This window comes from Senimuribacter intestinalis, from assembly GCF_943192965.1.
GTDB lineage: Bacteria > Bacillota > Clostridia > Peptostreptococcales > Anaerovoracaceae > Senimuribacter > Senimuribacter intestinalis.
The window spans coordinates 25,461-38,415 of sequence record NZ_CALPCF010000017.1; the positions used below are offsets into that span (position 1 = coordinate 25,461).

14 protein-coding genes are annotated in these 12,955 nt (G+C 38.2%); all 14 read right to left on the reverse strand.

The window, feature by feature from the left end:
• Positions 1 to 27: 27 nt before the first annotated feature.
• The 14 genes from NFR88_RS12900 to NFR88_RS12965 all read right to left on the reverse strand — a co-directional run bounded on the left by NFR88_RS12900 (position 28) and on the right by NFR88_RS12965 (position 12,888).
• Entirely contained in the window at positions 28 to 801 is a 774-nt protein-coding gene (locus tag NFR88_RS12900) for a class I SAM-dependent methyltransferase (protein ID WP_160202870.1), read from the reverse strand.
• Between the two features lie 150 nt (positions 802 to 951).
• Positions 952 to 2,229, reverse strand: a complete 1,278-nt coding sequence (locus NFR88_RS12905) for an amidohydrolase (protein ID WP_161907585.1) — start codon at positions 2,227 to 2,229, stop codon at positions 952 to 954.
• Complete coding sequence (locus tag NFR88_RS12910; RefSeq protein ID WP_251616499.1) at positions 2,226 to 3,707, reverse strand: aminotransferase-like domain-containing protein; 1,482 nt, start codon at positions 3,705 to 3,707, stop codon at positions 2,226 to 2,228. Before NFR88_RS12910 ends, NFR88_RS12905 begins: the two co-directional genes overlap by 4 nt.
• 135 nt (positions 3,708 to 3,842) lie before the next feature.
• A complete protein-coding gene (locus tag NFR88_RS12915) occupies positions 3,843 to 5,099 on the reverse strand; it encodes an MFS transporter (RefSeq protein WP_251616501.1) in 1,257 nt (418 codons plus the stop codon).
• Between the two features lie 336 nt (positions 5,100 to 5,435).
• Positions 5,436 to 6,599: a hypothetical protein gene (locus NFR88_RS12920; RefSeq protein WP_251616512.1), complete on the reverse strand. Its 1,164-nt coding sequence runs from the start codon at positions 6,597 to 6,599 to the stop codon at positions 5,436 to 5,438.
• Between the two features lie 200 nt (positions 6,600 to 6,799).
• Complete coding sequence (locus NFR88_RS12925; protein WP_251616514.1) at positions 6,800 to 7,795, reverse strand: DUF5050 domain-containing protein; 996 nt, start codon at positions 7,793 to 7,795, stop codon at positions 6,800 to 6,802.
• A 103-nt stretch (positions 7,796 to 7,898) separates the two neighbouring features.
• On the reverse strand, positions 7,899 to 8,339 hold the full coding sequence (locus NFR88_RS12930) for a hypothetical protein (protein ID WP_251616516.1): 441 nt from the start codon (positions 8,337 to 8,339) through the stop codon (positions 7,899 to 7,901).
• 503 nt (positions 8,340 to 8,842) lie between these two features.
• Positions 8,843 to 9,136 carry an RHS repeat-associated core domain-containing protein gene (locus NFR88_RS12935; protein WP_251616567.1) on the reverse strand — a complete coding sequence of 98 codons (294 nt, stop codon included), beginning with the start codon at positions 9,134 to 9,136 and terminating at the stop codon, positions 8,843 to 8,845.
• Positions 9,073 to 9,492, reverse strand: a complete 420-nt coding sequence (locus NFR88_RS12940; RefSeq protein WP_251616569.1) for a hypothetical protein — start codon at positions 9,490 to 9,492, stop codon at positions 9,073 to 9,075. The genes NFR88_RS12935 and NFR88_RS12940 overlap by 64 nt, the downstream gene beginning before the upstream one ends.
• Positions 9,493 to 9,655: 163 nt before the next feature.
• Positions 9,656 to 10,117 (reverse strand): hypothetical protein, encoded by a 462-nt coding sequence (locus tag NFR88_RS12945; RefSeq protein ID WP_251616519.1) that lies wholly within the window; start codon positions 10,115 to 10,117, stop codon positions 9,656 to 9,658.
• Between the two features lie 317 nt (positions 10,118 to 10,434).
• Complete coding sequence (locus NFR88_RS12950) at positions 10,435 to 10,851, reverse strand: hypothetical protein (RefSeq protein WP_251616522.1); 417 nt, start codon at positions 10,849 to 10,851, stop codon at positions 10,435 to 10,437.
• Positions 10,852 to 11,167: 316 nt separating this feature from the next.
• Positions 11,168 to 11,866 (reverse strand): hypothetical protein, encoded by a 699-nt coding sequence (locus NFR88_RS12955; RefSeq protein ID WP_251616524.1) that lies wholly within the window; start codon positions 11,864 to 11,866, stop codon positions 11,168 to 11,170.
• Positions 11,867 to 11,942: 76 nt separating this feature from the next.
• Positions 11,943 to 12,503 (reverse strand): DUF2500 domain-containing protein, encoded by a 561-nt coding sequence (locus NFR88_RS12960; RefSeq protein WP_251616527.1) that lies wholly within the window; start codon positions 12,501 to 12,503, stop codon positions 11,943 to 11,945.
• 154 nt (positions 12,504 to 12,657) lie between these two features.
• A complete protein-coding gene (locus NFR88_RS12965; protein WP_251616530.1) occupies positions 12,658 to 12,888 on the reverse strand; it encodes a hypothetical protein in 231 nt (76 codons plus the stop codon).
• Positions 12,889 to 12,955: the final 67 nt, after the last annotated feature.

The window sequence follows — 12,955 nt, forward strand, 5'->3', positions numbered from 1 at the left end:
CAGTCTGCACAACTCCGCATGCCCAGCTTACCGCGTCAGGACGATACAGTCATACCTGACGGATTTTCCCTTAATTGAGTAGCTCGGCTTTACGCCTGCCAGATACGGGCCTTTCAGCGGCCTTTTAATCACGATTCTGCGTGGGCCGCAGGAAATCGCTGCCTGAAGCAGTGCATCCTCTTCAGCGCAGGGCTGCTCCAGCTGCTGCAGCAGCTGAAACTTCTTCTTAATGAGGCCGCTTTTCTGTCTCTTTGGAAACATAGGGTCAAGAACCACGACATCCGGATGTACTGTCTGTTCTTCCAACGCTTTAATACTGTCCTCGCTGTGCAGCTGCATCCGGCTTATAACCTGCTCCAGCGCAGGCTCTGCAAGGCCTCGGCGCAGCACATCATAAAGAAGCGCCGCAATCACCGGATTTCGTTCATAGAGATTCACTTGAAATCCTGCTCCTGCAAGCAGAAATGCATCCTCTCCCAAGCCTGCGGTTGCATCCACTGCGCTCAGCATTTCTCCGTCCTTTGCGCCTTTAAACCTGGCTGCTTTTACTAAAAGCTCTCCGTTCAAATTGTTTGGTTTGAGCCGTGGCTGCAGCTTTCTGAAATCACCGCGCAGCCCATGACCGTTTTCGATCAGTGACAGACCGTCCCGGTCTATTTGCAGGTACGCAGGTGCAATATCCAAAGGTTCCCCTTCCTGCTCCCGCACTGCTTCAACGCCCAGCCGCTCCTCTATATCACGGATAACCGCAGCATCCGCATCAGTTTTTGCATATAAGAAAATGTTTTCACTGTCTTTCATTTAATCAGAATTTCCGTTTCTTTATTATATTATGACCTCTTTAGTATACCAAATCAAAACTGTAAACGGAATAGATAACGGAAAGAATTTTAAAAAGGCTGCGCCGGGTTTTCCCAAAGCGCAGCCTTTACATCTTCTACATCTGTATCATTACATATTCAGTTCTTCCACTGCATGCACCAGCATTTCGATGGCTGCAGGAATGGAATCTTCGTCAAGGTCAAACTCCGGACTGTGAAGCGTCTGGGTAGTGTCACAGCCGATTCCTACGTAGGTAGCGATACCGCCGTTATCCTGTACCTTGTTAATCATGACAGAAGCATCGTCAGTTCCGCCAACGTTTCCCTCAAAGTGGATTTTTTCAAACCAAGGCACTTTCTTCGCAGCTCTTTCGATGACTTCCATCATGGCGTCACTGCTCTGGGCTGCCGGAATTTCACCGAAGTCCTCATAGGTGTATTCCATATCGTACGCCTTTGCAGCACCATCCAGAATGTCAAACACTCTTTTGCGGGCATAAGCAGCGATAGTTCTGGTCTGTCCTCTGTACTCAATGCTCATAAACGCGTTAGGCGCGATGGTATTTACTACAACACCTGCGTTGAGGATGCCTACATTGACTCTGCAAAGTCCCTCTTCGTGGGGCGCGATTGCGTGGAGATTCAGTGCCGCTGTGCAGGCTGCCAGAAGAGCGTTCTTTCCGTTCTGAGAAGCGCCGCACGGGTGTGCCGCTGTACCGTGGAAAGTAACATCAATCTGATCGTCACTTAAGAAGTCCTTGCAGCCGCAGGCGATGGTATTGGATGGCAGCGGCCATCCCTCTGCAGTCAGCGCCATGTGTACAGAAATAAAGTTCATCGCATCGTCCAGATGGCCTTTGTCGACGATGGACTGTGCACCGTTGTAGCGTTCTTCTGCCGGCTGGAAAATGATACGCATTTTCCCTTTCAGCTGGTCTTTTCTCTTCATCAGTTCCCATGCAAGACCGATACCGATAGCTGTGTGTGCATCGTGACCGCAAGCGTGGACGCAGTCTTTGTTGCAGGAAATATACCCCTCATCAAATGGTCTGAAGCCTTCTTTCTGCGGTTCTTCATAAGGCAAACAGTCTATATCGAAACGAAATGCGGTCACAGGACCTTCTTTTCCGGTGTCCAGTTCTGCGATGACACCTGGATAGCCTTCCGTTCTTTCTACGTATTCCGGTTTTGCACCCTGCGCAACGGCTCTTTCCATTTCCGCCTTTTTCTCTTCATCAGAAAGCATTTCAAAGCCAACAGTATCGACATTGATTACATCGGTTCCCATCAGGCATTTGTAGCCTTCCTTCTCCAGAATTTCAGCAATTCTGGCACTGGTTCTGATTTCTCTCCAGCCGATTTCCGGATAATGATGGAATTCTCTTCTGTACTCAACAAATTGATTCATTCTTCTCTTCTCCTATCTTTTACTCTTTTGCATTCATCCAAGGCCTGCCCCAGCAGTGCAACGCCTCGCCTGATCTGCTCATCTGTCACATTAGAAAAACACAACCTAATATGCCCTTTCCTACTGTGACTGTTATCATAAAACACCCAGCCGGGTGTTATTAGAACACCTTTTTCTTCAGCAATTCTAAAAAGTTCTCTTTCATTTATACCGTTCTCCAAAGTGCACCACAAAAGCAGCCCGCCTTTAGGCTTCTTATAAGTAATACCTTTGGCACTAATCTTATCAAGCTCCTCACAAAGAAGATTAAGCCTGGCACTGTAAACCTGCTGTACACACCTGATATGCTTTTCAAACTCACCCGATTCGATATACTCGTTGAGAAAATATTGACCGATTCCTCCGATAGTAGTCTCGTCCACGCTAAGAGCATACCCCATCATATACATCAAGTCCGGCGGTCCCACTGCATAGCCGATTTTCATCATATACGGAAAGGTCAGCGTAAAAGTATCTACATAGATGACCATTTTATTTGCATCTAAGGCATAAAGACTTGGAATTTGATGATCGCTATAAACAAAATCTTTCTGATAATCTTCTTCAATAACCGGCACATTATAGGTATTTGCAAGGCGAAGCAATGTCTGGCGCTTGGCAAGAGACATGGTAATTCCTGTCGGATTGTGATAGTTTGGCTGCGTATAGATGAACTTCGGCTTCCGCTCTCTGAGAGCCTCCTCCAAAAGATCCATCTTCATGCCGTCCTCGTCCATAGGAATCGTGATAACTTCAATACCTCGATTATAAAAAATGCTGTAATTGTCCGGCACCATAGGCGCCTCTGCCACAATACAGTCGCCTTCTCGCAGATACATAATCATCAGATAAGTGATTGTTTGATTGCTCTCTGCTAAGATTTGGATATTTTTTGTAGTCACATAGATGTTCTGATTGGTCAAAAGCTTTCTGACGTTTTCTCGAAGTCTCTCTGTCTCCTGCAGAAACTCCTTCGTGCTGGCAACCTTACTGCTGTCAAAAATTCTGGAAACCACATGCTCCATCCCCTGCACAGGATTTAACCTTCTGTCCATAATCAAACCGCCAAAAGGGATCTGCTCATCGGGCTCAGACTTCCAGTAAATGTCGTTAAACCGCTTCTCAGCTTTGCGAAACTCGTAGCGAAAAGCTTTTTCTAAAGGAAAAAAACGCTTTCCAAACTCCTGGCTTTCCTGCGGAACCTTGACAAAGTAGCCCTTAGGTTTTTCCCTGGACACCACACACAGTTCCTTAGCAATAAGCACATCATATGCCTTGATGATAGTATTTCGATGGACGCCGATTTCTTCTGCCAAACGCCGCTCCGCAGGAAGTTTATAGCCTGATGGAAGTTCTTCCCATAAAATCTTCTTCTCGATTTCTCGTGCGATTTGCTTATAAATCGGTATGCTGCTGCCCTTATCGATCTTTAGCTTCACCCTATCACATCCTATTCTGCTAAAGCAATCCCTTTTTTTGTGTAAAAAGGCTTTTCACACGGGTTTCTGCGCAAAAAGCCTTCTCCATTCGTCGTTTATATTATTTTAAACTTCTGCGCCGAATTATGCAAGAGGTTATGCGTTTTGGGCTCTCAGTTTTTTTACATATCTGTCCCAAACAGTTAGCATCAGGATACCAACAATCATAATAGCTACGATTGCAATGAACAGATAACGATAACCGCTTTCTCCGAAAGTATCCAGAATCTTACCGGAGCAGAACGGAACGATAACTTCCGGCAAATAGCCCAGTGTACATACTAAACCGATTGCAGTACCTGCAACTCTGATAGGCACACCACCTTCATCCATCATGGAGAATACCATGATGTAACCACCGTACATACCTGCATAAATCATGATACAAAGCACGATGAATAAAGTAGAACTCATATTGCCCATAACCACCATCAAAAGTGTACCCAGAGCCATCATAGAGAACGTAACATACATAACCTTGGATCTTCCCAGTTTGTCAGCAATAGCGCCACCGCCAAATGCAGCGATAGGTCTTACATACTGTGCAGCGATTGTAACAAATGCACCTGCTGTTGCCGCCATTCCAAATCTGGAAGTTGCATACGGTGTAAAATAGTAGAATGCAATGTTCATTACATAAGTACAGCAGAGGATTGCAGACAGAATCCATACAGCTGGCATCTTGATAACTTCTTTTACCTGTGCAAGGCTGATTTTTTCTTTCTGTTCACCAACTTTTTCTGTTGTATCCGGTTTATTTTCTTTCATGATGAAGAACAGCAGTATGCCAAGTGCGATTGCAATTGCAGAATAATATACAATTACACCATTAAGTCCTGCGGCGTCGCCTGCTTTTTTGCTGAAATATCCAAAGATAGAAACAATCGCAATACCGTCAACTGCATATACCAGACCTCTTCCACCGTCCATAAATCCGTATGCTTTACTCTGTTCGTTTTCGTTGGAAATCTCACGAAGACTCTTCAGAAGGGATGGCCAGAATGCGAACAAGGAAGTGAATCCCCATAATGCGTAAATACCCAGCAGCATTACGTAGTTAGGATTCAGCAGGTGCAAAATTCCACCAAGTCCAGTCAAAATCAAAGATACTGACATCAGCTTCCTGGTGGAAACCATGTCGGCAACAACACCGCCGAATAAATAGGAAATCATTCCAAAAATACCAAACATGGAACCGAAAGTACCCATCTGCGTGTTGTTTAAATGATATGTTTCCAGATAGGCGTCATAGAAATATGATCTGAAATATGGCATACCATAAATCATAGCGCCTGCGATGGTGATAATCACCAGGTGAAACATATGCTTTTTAAGCTTACTTTCTCCGCTCATTTTTCTTTCTCCTTTTTAGAAAATTTTTAAAATAGTTATGATATCTTTTTTTATTATACGAAAAAAAGACTCAATATAAAGTACCAAAAAATTAAAAAAAGCATTTTGGACTAGTCCAAAATGCAAAAACACACCAAAAGGCTCCACCTTTTAGGTAGAGCCTTTTGGCTGCGATATTAATTAAGAAAGAACGTTCAAAAGAAATAATCTGTAACCCTATCTCCTTTTGACACTCTCAGTATACCAATAGAATGTGACGATTCTGTGAAAAAAAGTTATCGCTATTGTGTTGAAAAAATTAAGATTTACTAAGAGTTGTTCTATCTTTTTCTTTCTTCAACGGTAATTCTTCAATGCATCAAAAAACTCTTCTGCCTGTCCATTGGGATTTGCGTTTCTGGTTGCTTCCAATTCTATGTCCTCATATTCATATCCGTGGATAATAACCGCAATATCTTTTCCAAATGTTTCCTTTAAAAAGTTTTCCTTTTGCAGCTGTTTTATTGACACAGCGCATAAATCCAAAAGCTTTTTCCACTTTACATTTCGATGTTCAAGTAAATAATCAAGTGTAATTCCATCCTGCTCCCAGAAGGCGTAGTTCCAGCGTTCTTCTCCAATTTGTCCTTCCTCGTGATTAAAGCTTATCTCAAAGTCTGTAATAGTACTGTCATCATGATTGATAAACAGGGATATCGCATAGATGTTTTCTCCTTTCCAACTACTAATAATCTTTCGAAGTTCTTTTAGAAGTTCTCCCCTGGAAAGAGGGCTTTTACTCGGCAATTCAGGTATTTCTTCTCCAGTAATGAGTGACTTTACAATAGGAGGAATACGGCAAGGATATGCATCTTTTCCATCGATAGATAGCATACAGTCATTCAACATATTCCTCTCATCATAATTAAATTTCAAACTATATTTAGTCTCAAATAACTTATTATTAAATACTGAAATGTCATTCATTTCAGCGCAAACTAATTTCCCTATCTGGTCATACTCGTAAAACTCTAAGATCAAATCAAAACTATCTGCACTGAAGTAAGAATTTAGAAAGCTATTTCTAATTACTTTGCCCTCTTTATATTTGGATACAACCATGCCTGAAAATTCATCAGGGTCTGTTAAAATAGAATATTCAACATCCCCTTCTCGATCTATCCATTCAAATCTTTGAAATTCCACTTCGTCGCAACAGTGCTTCTGTACTAGCTTTATTTCTCCTTGATGAAAATAGTAACAATAATCAGGTCTGCTTCTTTTTGTAACTTTTTTTAGTAAGTTTCCTCTTGAAATATTCATTGTCACTATTTCCTCAATTAAACTTGGATTGTAATAACCACGTATCATGCAAAGACCGCCACGGGAATATTTTTTATCAAAATTATCCCTATTTATTAAATCTATTTTCATTCTTTTTAAATTGGTTTTTGTATAGTATACCAGTATATTTTTATCTATGTAATCTTTGTACTTGTTTATTTCTTCATATACTCCCATCTTTTTCAATACCTCTATTTAAAAATATCTCCTGTTTGTTATTAAATTCTAATAAGTTTTTACCAAAAGCACCTATTGCTACAACCACTGTTAATATACTTAACACAATCCATTACTTCTTAAATTTAAAAATCTTCTTTTATTCTTATATATCTATTAAGGTTTCTGGCGCTTCGAAGAGTTGCTCAAAAATATGTTAATTAGTTAAATAAATACTTTGTTCTAATTTTCTTTCCACTATAATCAAACACTATCATCTTCTTGATATAGTCATACATAGTCTGTACAACAATATAGTCTGTGCAGTAATCAATCTGATAAAAATCAGTTCTCTTTCCAAGCTCCTCAATAGAGATTAGAACTTCTGTCACACCTGTTTCTATATCGATTTTTACAATGTTATCGGAAAGATCTTTGCAGTAAACATAGCCATCTTTGTATAAGCTGTTATCCCAGAATGTGTCATACTTTCCATCCTCTAGGGTTGCTACAGTCCTCCCTGTTCCTGTTTTATAATTATATACTGCAACTCTATATTTTTCATTATCATCTTCGCCCAAAATAATTATAGTGTCATCAGATTTTCGCAGGATTTGATACGGATAAATATCATAGAAAAATTTGTGAGTTGTCTCCTTGCCGCTGGATAAATCTTTTATTACCAGACACTGTTTCTCGTTATCTACTACAAATAAATGGTTATCATATAGCTGGAAGTGTTCAAAAGCATATGCCTCTCTTTGAAGAAGAACTTTTTTCTCTCCTGAAAATTGATTTACTTCCACTACATTTTCATGCCATTCTTCATATTGGTCAAAAACTGATTGTGCCAGATATAATTTATTCTCAGATAAAAGTTCTACAAATGCCCTGTCAAATGCTAGTTCTTCACAATTACCATTTAAAGTAATCAATAGTAAATCAGCAGGAGGATCACCCCATGCAAGACCGCCAAAAGCAAAGATTTTATCTCCGGCAATGCACATTTTCCATCCCCATTCATGAAATGGTAGTTTCAGGTTTTTTATCAAATATGACTTGTTATTCTCAACGTCATACAAATACAACCTTTCTCCGAAAATAAAAGGAGCTGTAAGAATGTTATTTCGATTCGTGTATAGAATAAAATTTCCCTGTGCATGATCGCCAAGTTGTCCTATTTCTTTCACTTCATTGAATGCAATATCTTTATTCATATATTCCGCAATGAGAAAATATCCTCCCTGCAGCACAATTAATGCCAGCAAAATTCTAAATATCATTTTACGAATCTTCTTCATGCTACACTCCTATCAACGACTATTCAATAATATCGACTCGCAGAGTTTCCTTTTCTCCTTCACCTAAGTCAATATAGTATACGCGGACTTTACTTCCGTTTTCAATCGGCTGTCCTTTGGGATAGTAGAAATAATTATCATTGACACGGAAGCCATTCCCCTTAAATGAGGTAAAGTCTTCACATATACCCTCTAATATTTCATATTTGCCTGCATAGTAAGCTTTCGAATAAGGATCTAATCCATTTTCTGCAATATCATAAAGTCCCCAAATTCCAATAGGAGCAAGAAGTATGGCACCTAAAACACCAAACAAATCCCATCCGTCTAATTTTCTCTCTTTAAACTTTAGTATTGCTTTATACACTAATCCAATTGAACCCAAAACAAACACTATGCATAGAATCAGATTATCAGGAAAAGTATGTTCTGGTATTTCATACACTGTTTGCATGTGCATATTATCTTACGCCTCTGATATCATATTTTCGTCCTCTATATTTAGAGTATCGACCCTGAGCTTTTTCACGAATTAGATTCATAGTTGTTTTTGAGACATTTCTATATTTTTTAGTCCATGCTGAATTGAATGATGATACTGCCATGTTAAAGGAATATGCCATTTTAGAAGTACTAATTCCAGCACCTACTGATATAGATCCGTTACTCAAGCCTAAGGATAATGTTACATGATTAATGGTTATAGACACGCTTTGACTTATCCCCGCTATCTTTTTATAACTGTTTTTTTTTTGTATCTGCGAATATCAAAAAAACACTGCAGTTAAAGAAATATTCTTAGTTATCACCGATTTTAAACTAGTTTCACTTAACATTTTTCGAGGATCTCTTAATAGTTTTTCTAACACATTTTCAGAATTCGCCATATCCGTGCCAAGTCCTCTTTTATTAAGTATAAATATGTACCGGTTTATTCTTAAATCTCTTCACGTTTGAGTTAAGCTATATCCAATCAAATCCATAATCCAGGAACATCAATCTAGAACCTATCCCTAAATCTACCTGTACACCATATCTGACATTTAACATCTGATGCCCACTCGGATCAACGTAATTCACCGGATTATTCGCACAGTACGCATACAAATGCAAGGTATTCGGGTCATTCTCACTACCCCTGTACGTATCCTCCGTCAAGAACCTCTTATCCGCCGGGTCATAATACCTGGCATTCAGGTAACAAAGCCCAGTGCTCGCATCATAAATCCCTCCGGTATAGCAGATCTCGTTATACAGATTCCCGTGGACAGTCGTCTCACCAAAATCACCGTATTCATAAGAGTTTGCACAGTTTCCGCTGCTGTCCAAAATACTAGTCGTGCTGGCACGGATATCCTTGTTGTAGAAGTAATAATCCTTACCAGTTTCAGCATCCCGTTCAGCAGCAATGATATTTCCGGCATCACCAAAAGGTTCAGAGTATTTCTGTTTGTATAGCCACTTGTGTGCACTATGCTTCCCATCTGATAATCATAGGCGGTGTATAAGGATACTCCTACTGCCTCCACAAACTTACTGGTGCGCTGTCCTAACCCGTTATACCCGTTGTCCTGGCGGAAAGTATAAGCGCCATTTTCCATGCAGGTTATCATGCACAGTCTGTTATCTGCATCATAGGTGAATTTCTTTTCTGTACTGCCGTTTTTAAGACGGTATTTTTATTTTTGACAACATGACTTTCAGATTAAACTTTGTTAAAAGTAGAGACAAACCATTTGGGTCGTCTGTCTCTACTTTCTCCTTACATTAACCGCACTATTCTTTTGCTACCTCCAGTTTTACGACTTCTTCTACATCATCCACACATACGTAAGTAATTCTTACATATCCTTTCTCCGGTACAGGATTATTTATGAAACGTACAACCGAGAATTCTTTACCGTTAACAGTAAATCTAACATTTCCTCCTTTGGGTTCAACTCGTTCAGTAATTTCCCCTTCTACAACTTCATAACCTCCACTGTAATATGCATTAGCATATCGTTGCGGCATTCCACCTCCTTTTCCTTCTACAATCAGTGTAATAACCAAAAAAACGCATATCAGGAAATCTCCTAACAATTTTACCGAGTCTTTTGAGGTTACAACATCCTTCTCTCTAAATTCTTTGAATCGATTAATCGAATAAATCACCATCGCAATAAGGAATCCTAAAACCACCACTATAAACGTTGGAAATGGATGTTTTGATATTTCATATACCGTTTCGAATGTCATAGCAGTTATCTCCTTCCTTAAAATCTGCGTTTTGTTGACGCATGCATTCGCCTGTTTTCTACAGGCACCTTTTTGTTTTTCATGCCACGCGACTGAATTATATAATGCACAAGCTTAATAATAGCCACCATATTCTAGAAAGCTTCATCCCATCCTGCAAACTCGAAATAAGCTTATCTACAAGCGCAAGCGCCACTAAATATATAAAGTAGATTTCTTTTTCGTTTATAAAATAATTAGAGCCAAAAATCATCTATGTTGTCAAATTTGCTCACAACATTTCCTCTGCCAGTCTTCTAAATCATCTTTTATTATCTTTAATTTTCATCTTCTTTAAATTTAATGCTCTCTATTTTTTCGCATTCTCGCATAAGGTCATAATCTGTCATTTCTTCAGGTGTGGACCAATCAAACAGTATCACAAAACCATCTACACAAGTACTTGTCTCATTCTTCCAAAAATTATACGAACTTGAGTTTGGATCAAATTCAAAAATAGTTACTTTTCCATACTCTGAGTTAAAAGTTTTTCCTGCCTTTGCTCCTGCTCCTTCACCATCTTCGTCCCACGGAATTTCTATTTCTTTACCGTCTGTATAGCCAAGATATTCTGCAATTCCATCAATGCTTTTTTCTATCAACGGCTCTTCAGGCTCTATTCCGCACATGAAAAAAGAAACACATGAGACTATAAGCAGGAATGCCAAAATAACCTTTTTGATTACATTTTTCACAGCTGATCTCCTCTATGCAATTAAACATTAACACCTACTGGGATGATATTTAATCAAATCGTCCCAGTAGGCATGATTCTTACACTATAGCTTCCAATTAATTCCTTTTTCGTACTAATCACTTCCACCATTCTTAGTTTCATTTTTGCCTCTGTTATGAAAAACTAGTAGCTCCAACTTTTTGGAAAGAAATCTTCTCGTCATCTTTTATCATTTTACAGCAAATAATGAATTAGATTACTTAAATAATAACTGTAAGCACTTATCACGATTACATATTTCTATTGCATCTGCTTCCCATTTATCAAACTAATAACTACTCTACTAATGACCGAACTTCGTGCTCACACTTTATCTCTTTTATATAAGAAAGTGCCTGTTCTTCTGTTTTGCTGAAAATAACACACCGTAAAGCATCAATACAAACAAAAATATCTTCTTCTGTAAAATATAAAAATGTTGCACCCATTTCTCGACACCCGACTAATACCATTTTATGGAGCAATCCAAAATAACCTATATATAAACATTTCCAACTAAGCAAGTTTAAAATAAATCTTGTTTCAAATCCCCATGTTTTTTTTGCATATGTGTCAGTAACCAAGTTTCCATGTGCACCTATACAGCCCACAATATCATCGTTTTTATTGTTTTCATAAAGCTTATGAACAATATTTATAATTTCTTTTTCTCCATGAAGATAGGTTCTCATAGGAATATTTCCGTCTAGTGCCCTCTGAAAAAAGTTTTCTTCTCCACCTTCTAATACCCCACAGCAGATAATCGAATACGGATATTCATTCAATAACTCAAAATATTTATCCGCATCACAGGATTTGATTGTATCTACAAACATTTTATTCATTTCTCTTTTTCCTTTTAAAACGTGTGGTTTATATAAATAACATTCATATTTCCTTTTTATGCAGTTTTCCATTTTTTCTATATTTTCATCTGTGAGGACTTGGCGAATCAGTTGATTCGCCAAATCTATATATTCTTTTTTCTTGTTCATATTCAATCATTTAAAGTACCCTTGGTTAGAATTCAGATAACCAGCATAATACCATCTGGTCGTCTGTGTCTTAATGCTAATTCAAGAAACTGTCTATTTCTTGTTGTACATTTTTTGAATATTTAATTCCAAAAGCACCCGTGTAAATTGTTAGTTGAACTGATGTCCCCTCTGACAATTTTTTGTACATTTTTTTAGGAATACTAAGTTCTATTTTAGTTTCGTCATCTGCTTTAATAGTAATATAATACACTGTTGAAAATGGTCTCGAACTTTCTACAATCATCTTCTCAGTTACAACATATTCCTGCTTTAATTTGGATTGATAAAAAGAACTGTTTATTTGAGTTAGTTGTCCAAACATTCCTATCACACAGATGATGATTATTACCAAATCTACAACCCAGTAAGAATTTCTTTTGTTACTATGTATATATAATAACCACATTAAAATTCCAAGACTAATCGCAATTACTGGAAATATCACTTTCAGCCATTTAGTTGTCTCCTCATCTGCATAAAACACATATTCTGTTGGAATCAGTACTGTTGATGCCGGAATAAGCAATGCCCATAATTTGAGTTTCTTTTTAATTGCAAGAAATCCAAATATCACTATCTCATAGCCTATTAACATAATAATCGGCAAACAGTTCATATCCTTTGTTATCCAAAAAATGAAACCAATGCACAAATTCACTAACCATAAGATAACATTCCTTTTGTCCAGATTTTTTTATCTAAACGTTTGAATGATTGATCCATATTCACTTTTACCGATAATCTATCTATCATACATCTATTGTTATTCTCTCATCAATTTTGGCATCACTCAAATAATCCAAGGCTAGTGAGATAGCTCCTCCTAAGCTACAGAGACTTGTAATTACATATGTTATTTTTTGATATCTTCCCTTTTTAATATAACCACTTAAATAATTCAATGCATTACTAATACCTGCGGAAGAACCGATTCTAATCGTATATCCAGTAAACCTCCATATTGCTTTTCGGATTTTCATATAAAAACTATTGACTTTTAATAGTTAGTTTCCTTAGAATATAACTCTATAACTCTCGGGAATAAAT

Excerpts from the sequence above, each read along its gene's own strand:
- NFR88_RS12960 (WP_251616527.1), bottom strand. The coding sequence starts at position 12,503 with ATGTTAATAGGCTATGAGATAGTGATATTTGGATTTCTTGCAATTAAA.
- NFR88_RS12905 (WP_161907585.1), bottom strand. The coding sequence starts at position 2,229 with ATGAATCAATTTGTTGAGTACAGAAGAGAATTCCATCATTATCCGGAA.
- NFR88_RS12920 (WP_251616512.1), bottom strand. The coding sequence starts at position 6,599 with ATGGGAGTATATGAAGAAATAAACAAGTACAAAGATTACATAGATAAA.
- NFR88_RS12925 (WP_251616514.1), bottom strand. The coding sequence starts at position 7,795 with ATGAATAAAGATATTGCATTCAATGAAGTGAAAGAAATAGGACAACTT.
- NFR88_RS12940 (WP_251616569.1), bottom strand. The coding sequence starts at position 9,492 with ATGATAACCTGCATGGAAAATGGCGCTTATACTTTCCGCCAGGACAAC.
- NFR88_RS12930 (WP_251616516.1), bottom strand. The coding sequence starts at position 8,339 with ATGCACATGCAAACAGTGTATGAAATACCAGAACATACTTTTCCTGAT.
- NFR88_RS12955 (WP_251616524.1), bottom strand. The coding sequence starts at position 11,866 with ATGAACAAGAAAAAAGAATATATAGATTTGGCGAATCAACTGATTCGC.
- NFR88_RS12915 (WP_251616501.1), bottom strand. The coding sequence starts at position 5,099 with ATGAGCGGAGAAAGTAAGCTTAAAAAGCATATGTTTCACCTGGTGATT.
- NFR88_RS12945 (WP_251616519.1), bottom strand. The coding sequence starts at position 10,117 with ATGACATTCGAAACGGTATATGAAATATCAAAACATCCATTTCCAACG.
- NFR88_RS12965 (WP_251616530.1), bottom strand. The coding sequence starts at position 12,888 with ATGAAAATCCGAAAAGCAATATGGAGGTTTACTGGATATACGATTAGA.
- NFR88_RS12900 (WP_160202870.1), bottom strand. The coding sequence starts at position 801 with ATGAAAGACAGTGAAAACATTTTCTTATATGCAAAAACTGATGCGGAT.